The sequence below is a fragment of the Vibrio sp. R12-SG2-ISO1 genome (assembly GCF_059834045.1).
In genome coordinates, this window is record NZ_JCBDGO010000027.1 from 45754 (window position 1) to 67558 (window position 21805).

The 21805-nt window shown below is 48.9% G+C and carries 25 protein-coding genes; 22 read left to right on the plus strand and 3 right to left on the minus strand.

Going from position 1 to position 21805, the window contains the following annotated elements:
- The 3 genes from dnaN to AC6R10_RS17820 form a co-directional block, all read right to left on the minus strand.
- On the minus strand, positions 1 to 1101 hold the full coding sequence (dnaN, locus tag AC6R10_RS17810) for a DNA polymerase III subunit beta (RefSeq protein ID WP_500626275.1): 1101 nt from the start codon (positions 1099 to 1101) through the stop codon (positions 1 to 3).
- A 108-nt stretch (positions 1102 to 1209) separates the two neighbouring features.
- Positions 1210 to 2616 (minus strand): chromosomal replication initiator protein DnaA, encoded by a 1407-nt coding sequence (gene dnaA / locus AC6R10_RS17815; protein ID WP_334555524.1) that lies wholly within the window; start codon positions 2614 to 2616, stop codon positions 1210 to 1212.
- A 109-nt stretch (positions 2617 to 2725) separates the two neighbouring features.
- Positions 2726 to 2920 carry a hypothetical protein gene (locus tag AC6R10_RS17820; RefSeq protein ID WP_500673097.1) on the minus strand — a complete coding sequence of 65 codons (195 nt, stop codon included), beginning with the start codon at positions 2918 to 2920 and terminating at the stop codon, positions 2726 to 2728.
- Positions 2921 to 3037: 117 nt separating this feature from the next.
- On the opposite strand from AC6R10_RS17820, the gene AC6R10_RS17825 reads away from it, so the two are divergent.
- The 22 genes from AC6R10_RS17825 to AC6R10_RS17930 all read left to right on the plus strand — a co-directional run bounded on the left by AC6R10_RS17825 (position 3038) and on the right by AC6R10_RS17930 (position 21648).
- Positions 3038 to 3784, plus strand: a complete 747-nt coding sequence (locus AC6R10_RS17825; RefSeq protein WP_334555525.1) for an amino acid ABC transporter substrate-binding protein — start codon at positions 3038 to 3040, stop codon at positions 3782 to 3784.
- 103 nt (positions 3785 to 3887) lie between these two features.
- Positions 3888 to 4559 (plus strand): amino acid ABC transporter permease, encoded by a 672-nt coding sequence (locus AC6R10_RS17830; RefSeq protein ID WP_334555526.1) that lies wholly within the window; start codon positions 3888 to 3890, stop codon positions 4557 to 4559.
- Entirely contained in the window at positions 4556 to 5293 is a 738-nt protein-coding gene (locus tag AC6R10_RS17835) for an amino acid ABC transporter ATP-binding protein (RefSeq protein WP_500633428.1), read from the plus strand. The genes AC6R10_RS17830 and AC6R10_RS17835 overlap by 4 nt, the downstream gene beginning before the upstream one ends.
- A gap of 257 nt (positions 5294 to 5550) precedes the next feature.
- On the plus strand, positions 5551 to 5685 hold the full coding sequence (gene rpmH / locus AC6R10_RS17840) for a 50S ribosomal protein L34 (RefSeq protein ID WP_005378825.1): 135 nt from the start codon (positions 5551 to 5553) through the stop codon (positions 5683 to 5685).
- A gap of 42 nt (positions 5686 to 5727) precedes the next feature.
- Positions 5728 to 6051, plus strand: a complete 324-nt coding sequence (rnpA, locus tag AC6R10_RS17845; RefSeq protein WP_334555528.1) for a ribonuclease P protein component — start codon at positions 5728 to 5730, stop codon at positions 6049 to 6051.
- Entirely contained in the window at positions 6018 to 6275 is a 258-nt protein-coding gene (gene yidD, locus AC6R10_RS17850) for a membrane protein insertion efficiency factor YidD (protein WP_334555529.1), read from the plus strand. Before rnpA ends, yidD begins: the two co-directional genes overlap by 34 nt.
- Positions 6276 to 6277: 2 nt before the next feature.
- Positions 6278 to 7897 (plus strand): membrane protein insertase YidC, encoded by a 1620-nt coding sequence (gene yidC / locus AC6R10_RS17855; protein ID WP_500673098.1) that lies wholly within the window; start codon positions 6278 to 6280, stop codon positions 7895 to 7897.
- Between the two features lie 131 nt (positions 7898 to 8028).
- A complete protein-coding gene (gene mnmE / locus AC6R10_RS17860; protein ID WP_334555531.1) occupies positions 8029 to 9390 on the plus strand; it encodes a tRNA uridine-5-carboxymethylaminomethyl(34) synthesis GTPase MnmE in 1362 nt (453 codons plus the stop codon).
- Positions 9391 to 9441: 51 nt separating this feature from the next.
- Complete coding sequence (gene mioC / locus AC6R10_RS17865) at positions 9442 to 9876, plus strand: FMN-binding protein MioC (protein WP_500626271.1); 435 nt, start codon at positions 9442 to 9444, stop codon at positions 9874 to 9876.
- Positions 9877 to 10342: 466 nt separating this feature from the next.
- The gene (gene mnmG, locus AC6R10_RS17870) at positions 10343 to 12241 is read left to right on the plus strand and encodes a tRNA uridine-5-carboxymethylaminomethyl(34) synthesis enzyme MnmG (protein ID WP_500673099.1); all 1899 of its coding nucleotides are present in this window, start codon (positions 10343 to 10345) and stop codon (positions 12239 to 12241) included.
- Positions 12238 to 12870 (plus strand): 16S rRNA (guanine(527)-N(7))-methyltransferase RsmG, encoded by a 633-nt coding sequence (rsmG, locus tag AC6R10_RS17875; RefSeq protein WP_487902954.1) that lies wholly within the window; start codon positions 12238 to 12240, stop codon positions 12868 to 12870. Before mnmG ends, rsmG begins: the two co-directional genes overlap by 4 nt.
- 14 nt (positions 12871 to 12884) lie before the next feature.
- A complete protein-coding gene (locus AC6R10_RS17880; protein ID WP_334555535.1) occupies positions 12885 to 13658 on the plus strand; it encodes a ParA family protein in 774 nt (257 codons plus the stop codon).
- A 21-nt stretch (positions 13659 to 13679) separates the two neighbouring features.
- Positions 13680 to 14582 (plus strand): ParB/RepB/Spo0J family partition protein, encoded by a 903-nt coding sequence (locus AC6R10_RS17885; RefSeq protein WP_500673100.1) that lies wholly within the window; start codon positions 13680 to 13682, stop codon positions 14580 to 14582.
- A gap of 143 nt (positions 14583 to 14725) precedes the next feature.
- Positions 14726 to 15130 (plus strand): ATP synthase subunit I, encoded by a 405-nt coding sequence (locus AC6R10_RS17890; RefSeq protein WP_334555537.1) that lies wholly within the window; start codon positions 14726 to 14728, stop codon positions 15128 to 15130.
- Positions 15123 to 15947, plus strand: coding sequence for a F0F1 ATP synthase subunit A (gene atpB / locus AC6R10_RS17895; protein WP_334555538.1), 825 nt, complete (start codon positions 15123 to 15125; stop codon positions 15945 to 15947). Before AC6R10_RS17890 ends, atpB begins: the two co-directional genes overlap by 8 nt.
- Positions 15948 to 15989: 42 nt before the next feature.
- Positions 15990 to 16208 (plus strand): F0F1 ATP synthase subunit C, encoded by a 219-nt coding sequence (gene atpE / locus AC6R10_RS17900; RefSeq protein ID WP_334555539.1) that lies wholly within the window; start codon positions 15990 to 15992, stop codon positions 16206 to 16208.
- Positions 16209 to 16281: 73 nt separating this feature from the next.
- Positions 16282 to 16752 carry a F0F1 ATP synthase subunit B gene (gene atpF, locus AC6R10_RS17905; protein WP_334555540.1) on the plus strand — a complete coding sequence of 157 codons (471 nt, stop codon included), beginning with the start codon at positions 16282 to 16284 and terminating at the stop codon, positions 16750 to 16752.
- Between the two features lie 15 nt (positions 16753 to 16767).
- Complete coding sequence (locus tag AC6R10_RS17910; protein WP_334555541.1) at positions 16768 to 17298, plus strand: F0F1 ATP synthase subunit delta; 531 nt, start codon at positions 16768 to 16770, stop codon at positions 17296 to 17298.
- An 18-nt stretch (positions 17299 to 17316) separates the two neighbouring features.
- Positions 17317 to 18858, plus strand: coding sequence for a F0F1 ATP synthase subunit alpha (gene atpA, locus AC6R10_RS17915; RefSeq protein WP_334555542.1), 1542 nt, complete (start codon positions 17317 to 17319; stop codon positions 18856 to 18858).
- Positions 18859 to 18893: 35 nt separating this feature from the next.
- On the plus strand, positions 18894 to 19760 hold the full coding sequence (gene atpG, locus AC6R10_RS17920; protein WP_334555543.1) for a F0F1 ATP synthase subunit gamma: 867 nt from the start codon (positions 18894 to 18896) through the stop codon (positions 19758 to 19760).
- 30 nt (positions 19761 to 19790) lie between these two features.
- Entirely contained in the window at positions 19791 to 21194 is a 1404-nt protein-coding gene (gene atpD / locus AC6R10_RS17925) for a F0F1 ATP synthase subunit beta (protein ID WP_334555544.1), read from the plus strand.
- Between the two features lie 22 nt (positions 21195 to 21216).
- Entirely contained in the window at positions 21217 to 21648 is a 432-nt protein-coding gene (locus AC6R10_RS17930) for a F0F1 ATP synthase subunit epsilon (protein WP_334555545.1), read from the plus strand.
- Positions 21649 to 21805: the final 157 nt, after the last annotated feature.

Genomic DNA, 21805 nt, shown 5'->3' on the forward strand with positions numbered 1-21805 from the left:
CTAGAGTCGGATCGGCATCACCACGTACATGGCACTGTCATCGACGCTGTTCTCAATTAACGCACTGGCGTTGGCATCAGACATCGAGACTCTCACGGTCTCGCAGCGCAGCGTATTGAGCACATCGAGCACGTAGCTGACGTTAAAGCCAATCTCAATCGGCTCGCCGTCAAAATGCACATCGAGCATCTCTTCCGCTTCTTCTTGCTCTGGGTTATTGGCGGTAATGCGCATTTCGCTGCCGTCTAGGTTAACGCGCACGCCACGAAACTTCTCATTCGAGAGGATCGCCGCACGCGAGAACGCTTGGCGCAGCTCATCGCAGCCCGCTTCCAATGTTTTGGTGGTGCTTTGTGGCATCACGCGGCGGTAGTCAGGGAAACGACCGTCCACCAGCTTAGAGGTAAAGACGTAATTGTTGACCTCAGCGCGCAGGTTTGAGCTACCAATTTGTAGCACCACAGGTTGCTCTGGTGCATCCAGCAGCTTGACTAATTCCAGCACTCCTTTACGCGGCACGATGATCTGCTTTTTGGCAAACTCGCCGACCAGCGGAGTTTGAGCAACCGCCATACGGTGACCATCGGTGGCCACGCTGCGTAGCGTGGTGTCTTCAATCTCGAACAACATGCCATTGAGGTAGTAACGCACGTCTTGGTTCGCCATCGAGAATTGCGTTTTTTCTACTAGCCCACGCAGTTCACTTTGCGTTAGGGAGAGTTCGACTTCACTCTGCCAATCTTCAATGTTTGGAAAATCGCTGGCTGGCAGTGTAGAGAGAGAGAAACGACTGCGACCAGAGCGCAGTTGCACGCGATCGCCCTCTAAAACAAAGGTGATCACCGCGTCATCAGGCAGTCCACGGCAAATATCGAGAAACTTACGCGACGGGACAGTAACGCTGCCCGCTTCAAATTCACCTTCAAGCTGCACACGGCTGACCAGCTCCACTTCTAAATCCGTCGCCGTCAACGTTAGTTGGTTGTCCACTACTTTGATCAATAAGTTACCAAGGATAGGTAGAGTGGCACGGCCACCTAACGCCCCTGAGACTTGCTGCAGTGGTTTCAGCAGATGACTACGTTGAATGGAAAATTTCATAGCACGCTCTTAAAGAAATCTTGTTGTTGGCGAAGAGAACAAACATGGCCACGATAAGGGATTGAGCCCTATCTTGGCCATGAATATAAACCGTTAGAATAGCGCGATTTACGAAGAAAGAGTACGGATTAAGTTGGAGTAATCCTCTTTAATATCGTGACTCTCTTCACGCAGTTGTTCAATCTTACGACACGCATGCAGTACGGTCGTATGATCGCGGCCACCAAAGGCATCACCAATTTCTGGCAAGCTGTGGTTGGTCAGCTCTTTAGCCAGCGCCATCGCCAATTGACGAGGTCGCGCAACTGAACGAGAGCGGCGCTTAGAGAGCAGATCCGCCACTTTGATTTTGTAGTATTCCGCGACCGTTTTTTGAATATTGTCGATGGTGACCAGCTTTTCTTGCAGGGCAAGCAGATCACGCAGAGCTTCACGCACAAAATCGATCGTAATAGGACGCCCCGTGAAGTTGGCGTTCGCAATCACACGATTGAGCGCCCCTTCTAGCTCACGAACGTTGGAGCGCAGGCGCTTAGCAATAAAGAACGCCACTTCATCCGCCAGATGGATTTGGTGATCTTCCGCTTTTTTCATCAAGATGGCGACGCGCGTTTCAAGCTCAGGTGGCTCGATGGCGACCGTCAATCCCCAACCAAAGCGAGATTTCAGGCGATCTTCTACGCCGTTGATCTCTTTCGGGTAGCGATCCGAGGTCAAGATGATCTGCTGATTGCCCTCAAGCAAGGCGTTAAAGGTATGGAAGAACTCTTCTTGTGAACGCTCTTTGTTGGCAAAAAATTGAATGTCATCGATCAAGAGAGCATCGACACTGCGGTAGTAACGCTTGAACTCTTCAATCGCGTTGTTTTGCAGCGCTTTCACCATGTCTTGCACAAAACGCTCTGAGTGCATGTAAACGACTTTCGCGTTGGGTTTGTTGTCGACAATCGCATTGCCCACAGCGTGCAGCAGGTGAGTTTTACCCAAACCGGTGCCGCCATACAGAAAGAGCGGGTTGTACGCCGCGCCTGGGTTGTCCGCCACCTGACGTGCCGCCGCCAAGCCCAATTGGTTCGATTTACCTTCAACAAAGTTGTTGAACTTATGCTTAGGGTTCACATTAGAGCGGTGGTTGATGTCTGCCATCGCTTGCGGGTCATCATCCCAGGTTTTATGCACAGGCTTACGCGCCTGCAATTGTGCCGGGGCTGACGATTCCGCCGCCACATCGGCCGGAGTGCGTTTGGGCGCAGGCGTCGGCGCTTGCACAGGGCGACTGCCCACCTCAAAACGCAAGTTTGGAATATCGTTACCACAATATTCCTGCAAAAGACGGTTAATGCTGTTGAGGTATTTATCGCGAACCCAATCAAGGACAAAACGGTTGGGCGCAAATAAAGTGAGAGTATTGTCGTTGAGTTCAGCTTGCAAAGGACGGACCCACATGCTGAATTCAGTTGCTGGAAGCTCTTCTTGAAGCTGTTGCAAACATTGCAACCAAAGCGAAGATGACACGATGCCCTCACTCGTAATTCTATGATCGGAAAAGACTGGCAATTTTACCTGTTGATAACCGAGATCGCCAGCGATTGATCGAGGATCCAGTGAATAAGATCGAAGTTATTCACAATATTTCTGCCATTATTGGTGAGATCATCACACCCTGCCCCATTTTTACCCACACATTGATCCACAATGGCGCAATGATCGCAGGATCGTCGATCTGGTGATAACTCTGTGAATGAATCGTCTCACGGCGATCATTATCTGGCGGATCTTGGCATGAGGAATCGCCCCAAACCCATAGGTAGAGCGTCAATGATTATCCACAGCTATAATCTTATTCCGCATCCATCTAGATTATGGCAACTTGTTATTTATCTAAATGACAAGGATGACAGTAGTATTTCTCCCTATAAATTTTAGGAGTTGTAAAATGAAAAACTGGATTAAAGCGGCTGTTGCCGTTATCGCACTTTCTGCTGCCACCGTTCAAGCTGCGACTGAAGTCAAAGTGGGTATGTCTGGCCGTTACTTCCCATTCACCTTCGTTGAGCAAGACAAACTGCAAGGCTTTGAAGTGGATCTGTGGGATGAGATTGGCAAACGTAACGACTACCAAGTGGAATACGTGACCGCCAATTTCTCAGGTCTTTTTGGTCTTCTAGAGACGGGCCGCATCGACACCATCTCAAACCAGATCACTATGACAGAAGCGCGCCAAGCGAAATACCTGTTTGCTGACCCATACGTCGTAGATGGCGCGCAAATCACCGTGCGTAAAGGCAACGACGACATCCAAGGCGTGGAAGATCTCGCAGGTAAAACCGTAGCGGTGAACTTAGGTTCAAACTTTGAGCAACTGCTACGTAGCTACGACAAAGACGGCAAAATCAACATCAAAACCTACGACACAGGTATCGAACACGATGTGGCACTAGGCCGCGCGGATGCGTTCGTTATGGACCGTCTCTCTGCACTTGAGCTGATCAAAAAAACGGGCCTACCGCTACAATTAGCCGGTCAGCCGTTTGAAACTATTCAAAACGCATGGCCATTCGTGAACAATGAGAACGGCCAAAAACTGCAAGCAGAAGTGAACAAAGCACTGGCAGAAATGCGTGCTGACGGTACACTAGAGCAAATTTCTCAAAAGTGGTTTGGCGCTGACATTACTCAGTAATCGGCTCCGCCTCCATAAATCCGTTTCGGATTGACGAAAAAACCCACTGCTCCCTTGCTTGCAGTGGGTTTTGTTTTTCTCGCCTTAGTCATTGGGATACGTAATGGGATTCGACTTTAATTACATGCTCAACCTGATGCCAATACTGCTCAAGTACCTTGGCACCACCATGGAAATGGCCACTTGGGGTTTGGTGTTTTCACTAATTTTAGCCGTGATATTGGCCAATATTCGCGTATTTCGCGTCCCAGTGCTCGATCAGTTGAGTCAGCTCTATATCAGCTTCTTCCGCGGTACGCCGCTGCTGGTGCAGCTGTTTCTTCTTTATTATGGCCTGCCACAAATCTTTCCTTTATTGGTGGGACTCGATGCCTTTAGCGCCGCAGTGATTGGCTTAACGCTCCACTTTGCCGCCTATATGGCAGAGAGCATTCGCGCCGCCATCATCGGCATCGATCGCAGCCAAATGGAGGCGAGCTTGTCGGTGGGTATGACGACACCTCAAGCCATGCGCCGCATTATTTTGCCGCAAGCAACGCGCGTAGCACTGCCATCGCTGATGAACTACTTTATCGACATGATCAAATCGACCTCGCTTGCTTTTACCCTTGGCGTGGCCGAAATCATGGCCAAAGCGCAGATGGAAGCGTCATCCAGTTTTCGTTTTTTCGAAGCGTTTTTGGCGGTCGCGCTGATTTACTGGGGCGTGGTGGTCATTTTGACCCGCGTGCAGATTTGGGCAGAAGCGAAACTCAATAAGGCGTACGTACGATGATTACACTGACCAATATTCATAAGCGCTTTGGTGACAGCGAAGTATTGAAAGGGATTGATCTCAACATCAAACAGGGCGAAATCATCGTGATCATCGGCTCAAGCGGTACCGGTAAATCGACGCTGCTGCGCTGTGTGAATTTCCTTGAGAATGCTGATCAAGGCACCATCACCATTGATGATGTCACGGTCGACAGCGCCAAACACACCAAATCGGACGTGTTAGCCCTAAGGCGCAAAACCGGCTTTGTGTTTCAAAACTACGCGCTGTTTGCCCATATGACCGCCAGACAAAACATTGCCGAAGGGCTGATTACCGTACGTGGCTGGAAAAAAGAGCAAGCGCTGGCTCGCGCGCAGCAAATCCTCGACGATATTGGCCTTAGTGACAAAGGCGACAGCTACCCAGCGGCCCTCTCTGGTGGTCAGCAGCAACGGGTCGGCATTGGTCGAGCGATGGCGCTGCAACCGGAACTGCTGCTGTTTGATGAACCCACCTCAGCCTTAGACCCAGAATGGGTGGGTGAGGTACTGCAACTGATGAAAGATCTCGCCACTAAACACCAAACCATGCTGGTGGTCACTCATGAAATGCAGTTTGCAAAAGAAGTGGCGGATCGCGTGATCTTTATGGCTGAAGGCCATATTGTTGAGCAGGGATCGCCAGATGAACTCTTCAATCACCCACAAGATCCAAGGCTGAAGAAGTTCTTAAGACAGGTAGGCGCTGAGTAACTATCGCTGAAAGGGATCACCGGTAAACAGCGACAAGGATCGCCGATAAGGATCCTTTGATCCTTGAGATTTTGCTCACACTACGTATAATCCCCCGGCGCGGAATTTCATCATTGACTCTTAATGTGACAGTGATTACAATTCCGCCTCTTTGTTGAGAGGCGTCGGTTTGTCCTCCTTATCTTAATAAAGAAGACGCTTTGACCCACGCCGGGTTAACATCGACCTAAAACTACTGATCAGTAAAGGTAATTATCATGAAACGCACTTTTCAACCTACAGTTCTAAAGCGCAAGCGTACTCACGGCTTCCGTGCTCGCATGGCAACTAAGAACGGTCGTAAAGTAATTAATGCACGTCGTGCTAAAGGCCGTGCGCGCCTGTCAAAATAATTTTTTATTTTGAATACGTACGCGTTCAATCGGGAGTTACGTTTGTTAACTCCCGAGCATTATCAAAATGTCTTCCAGCAAGCTCACCGAGCTGGCTCACCTCATTTCACCATCATTGCCCGTAACAATACCCTTTCCCATCCAAGACTGGGACTTGCGGTACCTAAAAAGCAAATCAAAACTGCCGTTGGCCGTAATCGCTTTAAACGCCTTGCTCGCGAAAGTTTTCGTAACAAACAACACCAACTTCCTAATAAAGATTTTGTTGTTATTGCCAAGAAAAGCGCGCAAGATCTCAGCAATGATGAAATTTTCGCCCTGTTTGATAAATTATGGCAGCGTCTGTCTCGCCCTTCACGTGGCTAGCCATCGGGCTGGTCCGTCTCTATCAAGGCCTGATTAGTCCTCTTATTGGGCCGCGCTGTCGTTTTACTCCAACCTGTTCTACCTATGCCATTGAAGCGTTGAAAGCTCACGGTTTTGTAAAAGGGTGTTGGTTATCAAGCAAACGTCTATTAAAATGCCACCCTTTGAATGAAGGTGGCTATGACCCCGTTCCACCAGCCCAAACACAAGACAGAGATAAATAACGATGGATTCTCAACGTAATATCCTGTTAATCGCGCTAGCACTGGTTTCTTTCCTCTTGTTCCAACAATGGCAAGTCGCAAAGAACCCAGCACCGCAGCCGGTTGAGCAGGCACAATCAAGCAGTACTTTACCTGCACCATCTTTTGCAGATGAGCTTGATCCCGCACCGTCACAACAAGCTTCAGCAAAAACCATCACCGTAACCACTGACGTTTTGACGTTAACCATTGATACGGTAGGTGGTGATGTGGTTCATGCAGACCTAAACCAGTACTCCGCTGAACTTGATTCCGCCGATCCATTCGTTCTTCTCAAAAACGAAGCGGGCCACCAGTTCATCGCTCAAAGTGGCCTTGTTGGCCCACAGGGCATTGACTTAAGCAGCTCGAATCGTCCGCAATACGCCGTTGATGCCGACAGCTTTACCTTGGCAGAAGGTCAAGATGAGCTGCGCATTCCAATGACGTACGCGGCCAACGGTCTTGAATACACCAAAACCTACATCCTAAAGCGTGACAGCTACGCAGTGGATGTCGAATTTGATGTTCGCAACCTATCAGGCAACAACGCAACTTTTGGTATGTACGCGCATCTTCGTCAAAACCTGATGGACGATGGTGGCAGCATCACTATGCCAACTTACCGTGGCGGTGCGTACTCCAGCGACGACACTCGTTACAAAAAGTACAGCTTCGATGATATGCAAAGCCGTAATCTGTCGATCACCTTACCGAATGGTCAAGGTTGGGCAGCGATGATCCAACACTACTTTGCGAGTGCATGGATCCCACGCAATGAGCCTGGCACCAATCTCTACACTCGCGTGATCGGTAACATGGGCGACATCGGCGTTCGCATGCCAAACAAAACCATCGCTGATGGTGAGTCTGCGCAATTCAACGCCACGCTGTGGGTGGGTCCAAAACTGCAAGACGCGATGGCGGAAACAGCACCTAACCTAGACTTGGTGGTCGATTACGGCTGGCTATGGTTCATCGCGAAGCCACTGCACTCTTTGCTCTCTTTCATTCAGAGCTTTGCGGTGAACTGGGGTGTCTCTATCATGATCCTCACGTTCATTGTCCGTGGTGCCATGTACCCACTGACCAAAGCCCAATACACCTCAATGGCGAAAATGCGTATGCTTCAGCCTAAGCTGCAAGCAATGCGTGAGCGTATCGGTGATGACCGTCAGCGCATGAGCCAAGAGATGATGGAGCTGTATAAGAAAGAGAAAGTGAACCCGCTGGGTGGCTGTCTACCGCTTATTCTCCAGATGCCGATCTTCATCGCCCTCTACTGGGCATTGATGGAATCGGTCGAGCTTCGCCACTCGCCGTTCTTCGGTTGGATTCACGACCTCTCTGCGCAAGACCCATACTACATCTTGCCGCTACTGATGGGTGCGTCGATGTTCCTCATCCAGAAGATGAGCCCAACCACAGTGACAGACCCAATGCAGCAGAAGATCATGACCTTTATGCCGGTGATGTTTACCTTCTTCTTCCTGTTCTTCCCGTCTGGCCTAGTACTTTACTGGTTGGTTTCGAACGTGGTAACACTTATCCAGCAAACGCTCATTTACAAGGCGCTGGAGAAAAAAGGCTTACATTCGAAGTAACAGCTAAGCATCATCAAAAGGCGGCCAAAAGGTCGCCTTTTTGTTTTGCGCTGTTTACAATTTGCTGACGACCATTGCGCCATACAGATTCAGCGCCTAATTCGCTGTTTATTGACCATAGAGATAATCTTATGACCACAGAGACCATCGTAGCCCAAGCCACCGCCCCAGGCCGAGGCGGTGTCGGCATCATTCGCGTGTCAGGCCCGCTTGCCGAGCAAGTGGCTATCGCGGTGACCGGCAAATCACTGCGTCCTCGCTACGCCGAATATTTGCCGTTTATGGCCCAAGATGGCAGCCAACTAGACCAAGGCATTGCACTCTATTTCCCCAATCCCCACTCGTTCACGGGCGAAGATGTCCTTGAACTGCAAGGGCATGGCGGCCCTGTCGTGATGGACATGCTGATCAAACGCATCGTCGATATTCCGGGGATTCGCATCGCACGCCCAGGGGAATTTTCCGAGCGCGCGTTTTTAAATGACAAGCTCGATTTGGCGCAAGCCGAAGCGATCGCCGATTTGATTGATGCGAGCTCAGAAGAAGCGGCTAAATCGGCGCTCCAATCGCTTCAGGGCGCGTTCTCGGGCCGAATTAATACCCTGGTCGAGTCACTGATTCATCTGCGTATCTACGTTGAAGCCGCGATTGATTTCCCCGAGGAAGAGATCGATTTTCTCGCCGATGGTAAAGTCGCCGCCGATCTGCAAACCATCATCGACAACCTAGAAGCTGTGCGCAAAGAGGCCAACCAAGGCGCCATCATGCGTGAAGGGATGAAAGTGGTGATCGCTGGTCGACCTAACGCCGGTAAATCCAGCCTACTCAATGCGCTATCAGGCAAGGAATCTGCGATTGTGACCGACATTGCAGGCACAACGCGTGACGTGCTGCGCGAGCACATCCACATTGACGGCATGCCTTTGCACATTATTGATACCGCTGGGCTGCGTGATGCGTCGGATGAAGTGGAAAAAATCGGTATCGAGCGCGCTTGGGATGAAATTGCCCAAGCGGATCGCGTGCTATTTATGGTCGATGGCACCACCACCGACGCCACCGATCCCAAAGAGATTTGGCCGGATTTTGTCGATCGTCTGCCCGACAGCATCGGCATGACAGTGATCCGCAATAAAGCCGATCAAACTGGCGAGGAACTTGGGATCTGCCATGTGAACACACCGACGCTGATCCGCTTGTCCGCGAAAACTGGCGCTGGTGTCGATGCGCTGCGCACTCACCTGAAAGCCTGTATGGGCTTCTCCGGCAGCAGTGAAGGTGGCTTTATGGCCCGCCGCCGCCATCTCGATGCACTCGCCAAAGCGGCTGAGCACCTCGATATCGGTCAGCAGCAACTTGAAGGCTACATGGCCGGAGAAATCCTCGCTGAAGAGCTACGTATCGCTCAGCAGCATCTCAATGAGATCACTGGCGAATTCAGCTCTGATGACCTACTAGGCAGAATTTTCTCTTCATTCTGTATCGGTAAATAACTCACAATGCGCGGCACACGGTCGCGCTTTTTATTGGCGTAAGGAAAACCCATGATCCACATAATAACAGGCAGTACCTTAGGCGGAGCCGAATACGTTGGCGATCACCTCAGTGATCTGCTGATTGAACAAGGCTTTGAAACCACAATCCACAACCAACCGGATCTGAATGAGATAGAGGCACAAGGCACTTGGCTCATCATCACTTCAACCCACGGTGCGGGCGAATACCCAGACAACATTCAGCCCTTCATTGCCGCGCTGCAAAACACGCCGCCAAATATGGCGAACGTCAACTATGCGGTGATCGCGATTGGTGATTCGAGCTACGATACCTTTTGCGCAGCAGGCCAACATGCCTACGCCCTATTGGAAGACATAGGTGCCACGCCGCTCGCGGAGTGCGTGACGATTGATGTCCTTAGCCATGACGTACCAGAAGATGCTGCACAAGCCTGGCTAGAAACTCATATCGACCGTTTCTGATCCCCCTCCTCGGCCAGTATTGTGCGCAATATTGGCCGCTGTTCACCTCTCCTTCTCTTTTCCACTCGTACTGTTCGCTGCTTTTTTAATCAAAACATCTGTGGATAACTAAGATGATATCCCGTTATCTTCCTTTAGTTATCCAAATAACAACTTTTACCTTTCTCGACCCCTGTGTATAACCATCGATTTTGATCTCAGGAAATCCTCGATCTGATCAAGGTAAGATCACATGATATGATCATAAAAAGATCCATGATCTTGTTGATCATTTTTTAGTTATCCACAGAGATCGTCGATCCTAATAGTAGATCTAATAAAAGATCATATATATAGATCTTATATATATAAGAGTGTCAGCCCTTTAAGACAAAAGCGTCAAAAGCATTTTCTCTCCCTTGGAAAGAAGGTAGAATAACGCTCTTTTAACTTTTCTATTGCTTGATTGAATACCTGAGGTCAGTTCATGCTTTATCACGAAAACTTTGACGTCATCGTTGTCGGTGGCGGTCATGCAGGAACGGAAGCCGCCCTCGCGTCTGCACGTACAGGTCAAAAGACGCTGTTGCTGACGCACAATATCGACACCCTAGGACAGATGTCGTGTAACCCTGCCATTGGTGGGATCGGTAAAGGCCATCTTGTCAAAGAGGTCGATGCAATGGGCGGTTTGATGGCACAAGCCATCGACCACGCAGGTATTCAATTTCGTACACTCAACGCCTCCAAAGGCCCAGCGGTACGCGCCACTCGCGCTCAAGCGGATCGTGCTTTGTACAAAGCGTATGTTCGCCATGCGTTGGAAAACGCGCCAAACCTAACCCTATTCCAACAATCGGTGGATGACCTGATTGTTGAGAACGAAGTGGCGGTCGGTGTGGTGACTCAAATGGGTCTCAAGTTTCGCGCCAAAGCAGTGGTACTCACCGTCGGGACATTCCTCGGTGGCAAGATCCACATTGGCATGGAAAGCTCTTCTGGTGGCCGAGCTGGGGATCCACCATCGATCGCGCTTGCGGATCGTCTGCGTGAATTACCGTTTCGCGTTGATCGTTTGAAAACCGGTACGCCTCCGCGCATCGATGCTCGCAGTGTGGATTTCTCACAGCTAGAAGTGCAACACGGTGACAACCCGACTCCAGTATTCTCGTTTTTAGGTGATCGTCGCCAACATCCGGCGCAGATCCCGTGTTACATCACCCACACCAACGAGAGCACCCATGAAGTAATCCGCAACAACCTCGATCGTAGCCCAATGTACGCCGGGGTGATTGAAGGGATTGGGCCACGTTACTGTCCGTCGATTGAAGACAAAGTGATGCGTTTTGCGGATAAGAACAGCCACCAGATTTTCATTGAGCCGGAAGGCTTGACGACACACGAACTCTACCCGAATGGTATTTCCACCAGCTTGCCGTTCGATGTTCAGGTACAAATCGTGCGTTCAATGAAAGGGTTTGAAAACGCGCACATCGTGCGTCCGGGATACGCAATCGAATACGATTTCTTCGACCCACGCGATCTCAAGCAAACCTATGAAACCAAATTTATCTCTGGTCTGTTCTTTGCGGGCCAGATCAATGGTACCACCGGTTACGAAGAAGCGGCGGCACAAGGTTTGATGGCCGGTTTGAACGCCAGTTTGCACAGCCAAGGCAAAGAAGGTTGGAACCCGCGACGCGACCAAGCCTACATGGGCGTGTTGATTGATGACCTCTCAACCATGGGCACGAAAGAGCCTTACCGTATGTTTACCTCGCGCGCCGAGTACCGTTTGCTGCTGCGCGAAGACAACGCCGATCTGCGTTTGACCGAAAAAGCGCATGAACTGGGCTTAGTGAGTGAGGCGCGTTGGACGCGATTCAATCAAAAGATCGAGCAGATGGAAAAAGAGCGTCAGCGCCTACAAGAGATCTGGATCAACCCGAAATCGGCGGGGATCGATGCGCTGAACGATCTGCTGAAAACTCCGTTGGTACGAGAAGCAAGCGGTGAAGATCTTCTTCGTCGCCCTGAAATCACTTATCAGCAGCTGACCTCGCTAGATACCTTCCAGCCTGCGCTGGATGATCAACAAGCGGCAGAGCAAGTAGAGATTCAGGTCAAGTACGAAGGTTACATCAAGCGTCAGCAAGACGAGATTGAGAAATCATTGCGTCATGAACACACCAAGTTGCCGCTCGATTTGGATTACCGACAAGTGAAAGGTTTGTCGAACGAAGTGATTGCCAAGCTGTCAGAAGCCAAACCTGAATCGATTGGTATTGCCTCGCGTATTTCAGGTATTACGCCAGCAGCGATCTCCATTTTGTTGGTGCATTTGAAAAAGCACGGTATGTTGAAAAAAGGTGAGGAAGCGGCATGAGCGCACTACGTGACAAACTCGATGCGCTGATTGCGACCACTGACTTGCAGGTCTCTGATGCGCAACGCGAGCAGTTGGTGGGCTATGTGGCAATGCTGGACAAGTGGAACAAAGCCTACAACCTGACCTCAGTGCGTGACCCGTTTGAGATGTTAGTTAAACACATCTTGGATAGCATTGTTGTGAGTACTCACTTAGTCGGTGAGCGCTTTATCGATGTCGGCACTGGCCCAGGATTGCCAGGGATCCCTTTGGCGATCATGCACCCAGAGAAAACCTTTTATTTGCTCGACAGTCTCGGCAAACGCATTCGCTTTATCAAACAAGTGCTGCATGAGCTGGGGATCAAAAACGTGACGCCGATTCAAAGTCGCGTCGAAGAGTTTCAACCAGAAGAGAAGTTTGACGCTGTTCTAAGTCGCGCATTCGCTTCTATGGTAGACATGGTCAGTTGGTGTCATCACCTTCCAAAAGCGGAGTCAGGCGTGTTTCTGGCGCTTAAAGGTCAATTGCCTCAGGATGAGATTGAACAATTGCCCGACTGGTGTTCTGTGAGCGAGATCAAAGCTTTGAATGTTCCAGAGTTGGAAGGTGAGCGTCATCTAGTAATCTTATCGCGCAAGGATTAATAGCGAGGTTCACTGTGGGAAAAATCGTAGCGATTGCTAACCAAAAAGGTGGCGTTGGTAAAACAACGACCTGTGTCAACTTAGCCGCGTCTATGGCTGCGACTAAGCGCAAAGTGTTGGTCATTGACCTCGACCCACAAGGAAACGCAACCATGGCAAGCGGTGTCGACAAATACCAAGTCGACGCCACCGCCTACGAACTGCTGGTTGAAGACGTACCGTTCGAAGAGGTGGTCTGTCGTAAGACGTCTGGCAATTACGATTTGATCGCGGCCAATGGTGATGTCACCGCCGCAGAAATCAAATTAATGGAAGTGTTTGCCCGCGAAGTGCGTCTCAAGCACGCATTATCCTCCGTTCGTGATAACTATGATTTCATCTTTATCGATTGTCCTCCGTCGCTAAACCTTCTTACAATCAATGCTATGGCTGCAGCTGATTCCGTCTTGGTTCCGATGCAGTGCGAGTATTTCGCGTTAGAAGGGTTAACGGCATTGATGGATACGATCAGCAAGCTCGCTGCTGTCGTCAACGAAAATCTAAGAATCGAGGGCCTGTTACGCACCATGTATGACCCGCGTAATCGTCTCTCGAATGAAGTGTCCGATCAACTCAAAAAGCACTTTGGCAACAAAGTGTACCGCACTGTTATTCCCCGAAATGTTCGCTTGGCCGAAGCGCCGAGTCATGGCAAGCCTGCCATGTATTACGACAAGTATTCAGCGGGCGCAAAAGCGTACCTTGCCCTTGCTGGAGAAATGCTTCGCCGCGAAGAAGTACCCGCATAATCAACCGAAGGATTCCGTCTTATGTCTAAACGTGGTTTAGGTAAAGGGCTTGACGCTCTGCTATCGACCAGCTCACTGGCGCGTGAGAAACAGCAAAGTGCGCTCAATAGCCAAGCGTTGTCGTCCGATGGGCATTTGACTGAACTGAGTATCAACGCATTAAAGCCGGGCGTGTATCAGCCCCGCAAAGAGATGGAGCCTGAAGCGCTCGAAGAGTTGGCGTCATCGATAGAATCGCAAGGGATTATCCAGCCGATTGTTGTGCGTCAGGTTGAGGCGGATAAATTCGAAATCATCGCTGGCGAACGTCGCTGGCGTGCGGCGCGTAAAGCCGGCCTCAAGCAAGTGCCTTGTGTGGTCAAAAATGTCGACGACCGCGCGGCGGTTGCGATGGCATTGATTGAAAATATTCAGCGCGAAGACCTCAATGCGATTGAAGAAGCCCAAGCGTTGGAGCGTCTTCAAGACGAGTTTCAACTGACTCATCAACAAGTGGCGGATGCGATTGGTAAATCACGCACCACCGTGAGTAACTTGCTAAGACTCAACCAGTTAGATGATGAAGTGAAAGCTTTGATGTCGGCCAAACTGATTGAGATGGGCCATGCTCGCGCGTTACTGGCGTTGGAAGCTACGCAGCAAGTGGCGCTCGCCAATCACGTGGCCAAGAAAAAACTGACGGTGCGTCAAACAGAAAACTTAGTAAAAAAGACGCTCCAGGGCGAAGTTGAATCAACCACGCCAAAACCAGAAATTGATGACACGACAGAGTTGTCGTTAAAGCATTTGTCTGAGCAATTAAACACAAAAGTCGCGCTGCAAATGGCCAAGAAAGGTGACGGTAAGATTGTCATCAACTTTAGTGACAATGAGCAACTGCAATTGATGTTAAAACAACTACAAATGCTCGTTTCCGCTTCCTAGCTCACAGATTGGTCTAGAAGTAACAGTTATCAAACTCGCAAAGATTGTGTTTTTTGTTAAGCAATATATAATTTTTCGTGCTTTTTTTCACCATGCATTGATTGTGATCAATGCGGTGTTAGATACAGAAACAGGTGCTTTTGATGTTTAGTGCAAATCGAAGCAAGCAAGGAAGAGCTGCTTTTAGACTCGTCCACCTCCAGCTGATATTTGTGCTCCTCATCGGGAGCTTGGCTTATGTGATGATCAGCCCTGAAACGGCTCGCTTTGTTTTAAAAGGCGGCTTTATCGCGGTGATGGGTAATTACATTTATGCCCTGTTTACGTTTTTCCCTAAACCAGGGTCCGATGGGAAAGTTCTCCTTGGCTTCCTGATGGTGGGATGGGCGTTAAAGCTGGTGTTTACCATAGTGATGTTTGTGTTGGTGTTTTCTGTCAACGAGTTCCTCAAACCGGGGGCGTTCTTTACAGGTTATAAGCTAACACTGCTGATCTTCTGGTTATCACCAATTTTATTTTTTCATAAAAATGGGATTAACCATGGCTGATACTCCGCAGGAATATATTCAGCACCACCTAACCAACGCGAAGATTTGTGTGGTTGATGGTGGCGTAGCAACCAACTATGGTTGTGCCGACGCTGGGTTCTGGACCTTACATTGGGATTCATTGTTGTTCTCTGTTGGTCTAGGTGCACTATTTTTGTGGTTGTTTTATCGTGTCGGAAAAAATGCAACCACAGGCACGCCTGGTAAGCTGCAATGTTTTATCGAAATGGTCGTAGAGCAAGTCGATGCCATTGTAAAAGATGCTTTCCATGGTCGTGATAAATTAGTCGCACCACTAGCTCTTACCTTGTTTGTGTGGATTTTCCTCATGAACTTGATGGATCTAGTACCCGTTGACTTTATTCCTCATCTAATGGGGGCGGCTGGCTTTGAGTACTTTAAGATCGTACCAACGGTTGACTTAAACATCACGCTAGCACTTGCATTAGGTGTCCTAGTACTGACGGTGGTTTACTACATCAAGTACAAAGGATTTAAAGGATTTGTGAAAGAATTTACGCTTCACCCAATTAACAATAAAGCGTTAATTCCTTTCAACTTAGTTTTGGAAAGTGTCTCATTGCTGGCTAAGCCGGTGTCTCTTTCTTTACGTCTTTACGGCAACATGTACTCGGGCGAGTTGATCTTCATTCTGATCGCTGTGACCTACGGTGCTGGTGTTGTATTGGGTGGATTAGGTGTCGTCGCGCACGTCATTTGGGCAATCTTCCACATATTAGTAATTGTTTTACAAGCCTTCATTTTTACAATGCTGACCGTTGTTTACCTCAGCATGGCAAGTAACGATTCACATTAATTTTTACCTAACTTTTTTATCAAATCTGATTTGGAGATAATTATGGAAATTTATTTGGTTGTAGGTCTACTACTAGGCATGTGTGCTATCGCAACAGGTTTTGGTTTTGCGATCCTTGGTGGTAAGTTCCTTGAGTCAGTTGCTCGCCAGCCTGAAATGGCGCCTGTTCTACAAACCAACATGTTCATCATCGCGGGTCTATTGGATGCGGTTCCAATGATCGGTGTTGGTATCTCTATGTACATGCTATTCGCACTGTAATAGACCTCTCTTATTCATTCATGATACGTCGTTTCGATGTTTCGAAACTAAGAATAGGTAAAGGAGGGTCATTGTGAATATCAATGCTACTCTGCTGGGACAAGCAATAGCATTTCTAATTTTTGTGTGGTTCTGCATGAAGTTCGTGTGGCCACCATTAATTGCTGCTATTGAAGAACGCCAAAAGAAGATCTCTGAAGGTCTAGAGTCGGCGGCACGTGCGGACAAAGCGTTAGAGCTTGCCAAGCACAATGCTGCAGACCAGCTGAAAGACGCTAAGAAACAAGCATTAGAAATCATCGAGCAAGCGAACAAACGTAAAGCTCAGATTTTGGATGAAGCCCGTAACGAAGCTACTGTCGAGCGAGATCATATTCTTTCTCAAGGCAAAGCGGAGCTGGAAGCAGAAACATTGCGTGCGCGCAATGAGCTGAAGAAAGATGTGGCGAACTTGGTGATTCTTGGCGCAGAGAAAGTGATCGAGCGTTCTATTGATCCAGCTGCACATCAAGACATCCTTGATAGTATTTCAGCAAAACTATAACAAGAGGGCATCAGTATGTCGGATTTGACAACTATTGCTCGACCATATGCTAAGGCTGCATACGGCTTTGCGAGTGATAACAGTGCCATTGAACAGTGGTCACAGATGCTTGCATTTGCCAAAGAGATGTCTTCAGTGAAAGAGCTAAAGACCGCTGCTTTGAGTTTGCAGCCTGAGCAACTAGTGCAATTGTATGTTGATGTTGGCGGGGAATACTTTGATGAACCTTTTCAAAACTTTTTGAAAGTGGTCATCGAGAATCGTCGCACCTCAGCGTTAAGTGATATTTATCAGCAGTACAAGAAACTGGCAGACAAGGCTTCAAACACGAAAGAGGTGACGGTTACTACGTCTACTGAATTGTCTGAAGCGCAAAAGTCGCAGCTTATCGCCGGCCTTGAACAGCGTTTTGGTGGCACAGTGAAATTAAACTGTATCGTTGATGCGCACTTGATCGGCGGCGCGGTTATCCGTGATGGCGATACTGTGTTGGATAACTCACTCGTTAGCCGTTTAACTCGTCTTAAAGACGTTATTAAGTCTTAAATTAGGGGAATTGGAGCAATGCAACTTAATTCCACGGAAATTAGCGAACTGATTAGACAGCGCATTGAAAAATTCAATGTTGTGTCTGAAGTTCGTAATGAGGGTACGATCGTCTCTGTAAGTGACGGTATTCTCCGCATTCACGGTCTTGAAGATGTGATGCAAGGTGAAATGATCGAGCTTCCAGGTGATCGTTTTGCATTGGCATTAAACCTAGAGCGCGACTCTGTTGGTGCTGTAGTGATGGGCCCGTACGCAGACCTTAAAGAAGGGATGAAAGTGACGGGTACTGGACGCATCCTTGAAGTACCTGTAGGCCCTGAGCTGCTTGGCCGTGTGGTTAACACACTGGGTCAACCAATTGATGGCAAAGGTCCTATCGATGCGAAACTGAGCTCACCAGTTGAAGTGATTGCACCAGGTGTTATCGACCGTAAGTCGGTTGATCAGCCTGTTCAAACCGGTTACAAGTCTGTTGACTCAATGATCCCAATCGGTCGTGGTCAGCGTGAGCTTATCATCGGTGACCGTCAGACTGGTAAAACGGCGATGGCGATCGATGCCATCATCAACCAGAAAGACTCGGGTATTTTCTCTATCTACGTAGCGATTGGTCAGAAAGCATCGACCATTGCTAACGTGGTTCGCAAACTAGAAGAGCACGGCGCACTGCAAAACACGATTGTGGTAGTAGCATCAGCTTCTGAATCTGCAGCGCTTCAATACCTAGCGCCATACGCAGGTTGTGCGATGGGTGAGTACTTCCGTGACCGCGGTGAAGATGCACTGATTGTTTACGATGACCTATCGAAGCAAGCGGTCGCTTACCGTCAGATCTCTCTACTCCTAAAACGTCCACCAGGCCGTGAGGCCTTCCCGGGTGACGTATTCTACCTCCACTCACGTCTACTAGAGCGCGCTGCGCGAGTCAACGAAGAGTACGTAGAGCGTTTCACCAACGGTGAAGTGAAAGGTAAGACAGGCTCTTTGACTGCGCTACCTATCATCGAAACTCAAGCGGGTGACGTATCGGCATTCGTACCGACCAACGTAATCTCGATTACCGACGGTCAGATCTTCCTACAAACTGAACTGTTCAACGCAGGTGTACGCCCAGCGGTTGACCCAGGTATCTCAGTATCTCGTGTAGGTGGTTCGGCTCAGACGAAAATCATCAAGAAACTGTCAGGTGGTATCCGTACTGCATTGGCGGCATACCGTGAATTGGCAGCCTTTGCTCAGTTCTCATCGGATCTTGATGCAGCGACGAAACGCCAGCTAAATCACGGTCAGAAAGTGACTGAATTGATGAAGCAGAAGCAGTACGCGCCAATGTCAGTGTTTGACCAAGCATTGTCTATTTTCGCGGCGGAACGTGGCTATCTCGATGATATCGAGCTCAACAAAGTCCTCGACTTTGAAGGTGCTCTACTATCGTATGCTCGTGCTCAGCATGCAGATTTTGCAGCTGAGATCGACAAGTCTGGCGCTTACAACGATGAAATCGAAGCTCAACTGAAAGCCTTGGTTGATGATTTCAAAGCAACCCAAACTTGGTAATTACAAGCAAGTTTTGTAATTAACGGAGAGTAACGATGGCCAATACAAAAGAAATTCGTAGCAAGATTGGTAGTGTCAAAAGCACTCAAAAAATCACGAAAGCGATGGAAATGGTAGCGGCTTCCAAAATGCGTCGTACGCAAGATGCAATGGAAGGCCCTCGTCCTTACGCTGAAATAATACGTAAAGTCATTGGTCATTTAGCGCACGGTACCTTGGAATACAAACATCCATTCCTTGTAGAACGTGGCGCTAAGCGCGTTGGGTATATTGTGGTATCGACCGATCGTGGTCTTTGTGGCGGCTTGAACATTAACTTGTTCAAGCAAGCCGTCAAGGAGATGAACGATTGGTCGAATCAAGGTGTAGAGATTGAGCTGGCAGTGATCGGTTCAAAAGCCACATCTTACTTCAATAGCATAGGTGCGAAGATTGTCGCTCAAACCTCAGGTTTGGGAGACACGCCATCATTAGATGATCTGATCGGTTCTATCAAAGTCATGCTTAAGAAGTATGAAGAGGGTGAAATCGATCGCTTGTACCTAGTGTTCAATGAGTTTGTGAACTCAATGACACAGCAACCCAAAATTGATCAATTAATACCTTTGCCTAAGTCCATGAGTGACGATGAGTCGTTCAAGCATGCGTGGAGCTATATGTTTGAGTCAGACCAAAAGGTTCTGCTCAATACCTTGATGTCTCGTTATATCGAGTCTCAGGTGTACCAGGCTGTGGTTGAAAACTTAGCGTGCGAAATGGCTGCTCGTATGATTGCTATGAAAGCAGCATCTGACAATGCTGGAAACTTGATCGATGAACTAGAGCTTGTGTACAACAAAGCCCGTCAAGCGGCGATTACACAAGAGCTATCCGAGATCGTTTCTGGTGCGGCAGCAGTGTAATTTAGGCAGATTAAATTTAGAGGATTAACGATGGCTACAGGTAAGATCGTACAGATCATCGGTGCGGTAGTCGACGTAGAGTTCCCACAGAGCGATGTACCAAGTGTATACGACGCTCTAAACGTTACGGACTCAAAAGAGCGTCTTGTTCTTGAAGTTCAGCAACAGCTAGGCGGTGGCGTAGTTCGTTGTATCGTAATGGGTAGCTCTGATGGTTTACGTCGCGGAGTGGAAGTGGTTAACACAGGCGCTCCAATTTCAGTACCAGTAGGTACTAAGACCCTAGGTCGTATCATGAACGTTCTAGGTGACGCGATTGACGAGCGTGGCGAAATCGGTGCAGAAGAGGTTTACTCTATCCACCGTCAAGCGCCAAGCTACGAAGAGCAATCAAACGAGACAGCGCTTCTAGAAACCGGCGTAAAAGTAATCGACCTAGTTTGTCCATTCGCTAAGGGTGGTAAAATCGGTCTATTCGGTGGTGCAGGTGTAGGTAAGACCGTTAACATGATGGAACTTATCAACAACATCGCACTACAACACTCTGGTCTTTCTGTATTTGCGGGTGTAGGTGAGCGTACTCGTGAGGGTAACGACTTCTACTACGAAATGCAGGAAGCGGGCGTAGTAAACATCGAAAAACCTGAAGAATCAAAGGTTGCGATGGTTTACGGTCAGATGAACGAGCCACCAGGCAACCGTCTACGTGTTGCACTGACAGGTCTAACGATGGCTGAGCGTTTCCGTGACGAAGGCCGTGACGTTCTACTGTTCGTTGATAACATCTACCGTTACACGCTTGCCGGTACGGAAGTATCTGCACTGCTAGGTCGTATGCCTTCAGCGGTAGGTTACCAGCCAACTCTTGCAGAAGAGATGGGTGTACTTCAGGAGCGTATCACGTCAACAAAAGCGGGTTCTATCACGTCTGTACAGGCGGTATACGTACCAGCGGATGACTTGACTGACCCGTCTCCAGCCACCACGTTCGCGCACTTGGATGCAACGGTTGTACTTAACCGTAACATCGCAGCTATGGGTCTATACCCAGCGATCGACCCACTTGACTCAACGTCTCGTCAGCTTGACCCGTTGGTCGTTGGTCAAGAGCACTACGACATCGCTCGTGGCGTTCAGCAGACACTTCAGCGCTACAAAGAGCTGAAAGACATCATCGCTATCCTAGGTATGGACGAGCTATCTGAAGAAGATAAGCAAGTCGTATCTCGTGCACGTAAGATTGAGCGTTTCTTGACTCAGCCTTACCACGTAGCGGAAGTCTTCACGGGTGACCCGGGTGTATACGTACCTCTTACAGAGACACTTCGTGGCTTTAAAGGTCTTCTTTCTGGTGAGTATGATGATATTCCTGAGCAGGCATTTATGTACTGCGGAAGCATCGACGACGCTCTAGAAAACGCGAAGAAGATGTAAGCGAAGACTTTAAGGAGGCGTTATGACTGCATCAGTGACCTTTAACCTAGACGTTGTGAGTGCCGAAGAGCGTATTTTCTCTGGCTATGCTCGCAGCATTCAAGTTTCAGGTGAAGAGGGTGATCTCGGTGTTTTAGCGGGTCATACTCCGTTGTTGACGCTGATTCGTCCTGGTATGGTTCGCATCGTAACAAAGAAAGGTAAGGAAGAAATTATTTACCTTTCGGGCGGTATTCTTGAAGTACAGGCTCACGATGTCACCATCTTGGCGGATACCGCTGTTCGAGGTGAAGACCTAGACAAAGCAAAAGCGGAAGAAGCAAAACAGCGTGCAGAAGAGCTGATCAACCTACCTCACGGTGACGTTGATTATGCGAAAGCTGCGGCTGAGCTGGCGAAAGCGGTCGCTCAATTGAAAGTCATTGAGCTCGTGAGACGCAGCAGCCGTCGCTAGTATGATTGTGCGTTGAATCGCTAGATAAAGCCTCGAGTTCGCTCGGGGCTTTTGTTTATTTATAGAAACCTATTTTCTCCGAGTGAAACAGTTTCGCCAACCGAGCAGAGCGCCATGAGTGAGCCAACTTAGGTGGCGAGAAGGCCGGTGGCTGCTT

Excerpts from the sequence above, each read along its gene's own strand:
- dnaN (WP_500626275.1), bottom strand. The coding sequence starts at position 1,101 with ATGAAATTTTCCATTCAACGTAGTCATCTGCTGAAACCACTGCAGCAA.
- AC6R10_RS17825 (WP_334555525.1), top strand. The coding sequence starts at position 3,038 with ATGAAAAACTGGATTAAAGCGGCTGTTGCCGTTATCGCACTTTCTGCT.
- AC6R10_RS17830 (WP_334555526.1), top strand. The coding sequence starts at position 3,888 with ATGGGATTCGACTTTAATTACATGCTCAACCTGATGCCAATACTGCTC.
- AC6R10_RS17835 (WP_500633428.1), top strand. The coding sequence starts at position 4,556 with ATGATTACACTGACCAATATTCATAAGCGCTTTGGTGACAGCGAAGTA.
- rpmH (WP_005378825.1), top strand. The coding sequence starts at position 5,551 with ATGAAACGCACTTTTCAACCTACAGTTCTAAAGCGCAAGCGTACTCAC.
- yidD (WP_334555529.1), top strand. The coding sequence starts at position 6,018 with ATGGCAGCGTCTGTCTCGCCCTTCACGTGGCTAGCCATCGGGCTGGTC.
- yidC (WP_500673098.1), top strand. The coding sequence starts at position 6,278 with ATGGATTCTCAACGTAATATCCTGTTAATCGCGCTAGCACTGGTTTCT.
- mnmE (WP_334555531.1), top strand. The coding sequence starts at position 8,029 with ATGACCACAGAGACCATCGTAGCCCAAGCCACCGCCCCAGGCCGAGGC.
- mioC (WP_500626271.1), top strand. The coding sequence starts at position 9,442 with ATGATCCACATAATAACAGGCAGTACCTTAGGCGGAGCCGAATACGTT.
- mnmG (WP_500673099.1), top strand. The coding sequence starts at position 10,343 with ATGCTTTATCACGAAAACTTTGACGTCATCGTTGTCGGTGGCGGTCAT.
- rsmG (WP_487902954.1), top strand. The coding sequence starts at position 12,238 with ATGAGCGCACTACGTGACAAACTCGATGCGCTGATTGCGACCACTGAC.
- AC6R10_RS17885 (WP_500673100.1), top strand. The coding sequence starts at position 13,680 with ATGTCTAAACGTGGTTTAGGTAAAGGGCTTGACGCTCTGCTATCGACC.
- AC6R10_RS17890 (WP_334555537.1), top strand. The coding sequence starts at position 14,726 with ATGTTTAGTGCAAATCGAAGCAAGCAAGGAAGAGCTGCTTTTAGACTC.
- atpB (WP_334555538.1), top strand. The coding sequence starts at position 15,123 with ATGGCTGATACTCCGCAGGAATATATTCAGCACCACCTAACCAACGCG.
- atpE (WP_334555539.1), top strand. The coding sequence starts at position 15,990 with ATGGAAATTTATTTGGTTGTAGGTCTACTACTAGGCATGTGTGCTATC.
- AC6R10_RS17910 (WP_334555541.1), top strand. The coding sequence starts at position 16,768 with ATGTCGGATTTGACAACTATTGCTCGACCATATGCTAAGGCTGCATAC.
- atpA (WP_334555542.1), top strand. The coding sequence starts at position 17,317 with ATGCAACTTAATTCCACGGAAATTAGCGAACTGATTAGACAGCGCATT.
- atpG (WP_334555543.1), top strand. The coding sequence starts at position 18,894 with ATGGCCAATACAAAAGAAATTCGTAGCAAGATTGGTAGTGTCAAAAGC.
- atpD (WP_334555544.1), top strand. The coding sequence starts at position 19,791 with ATGGCTACAGGTAAGATCGTACAGATCATCGGTGCGGTAGTCGACGTA.
- AC6R10_RS17930 (WP_334555545.1), top strand. The coding sequence starts at position 21,217 with ATGACTGCATCAGTGACCTTTAACCTAGACGTTGTGAGTGCCGAAGAG.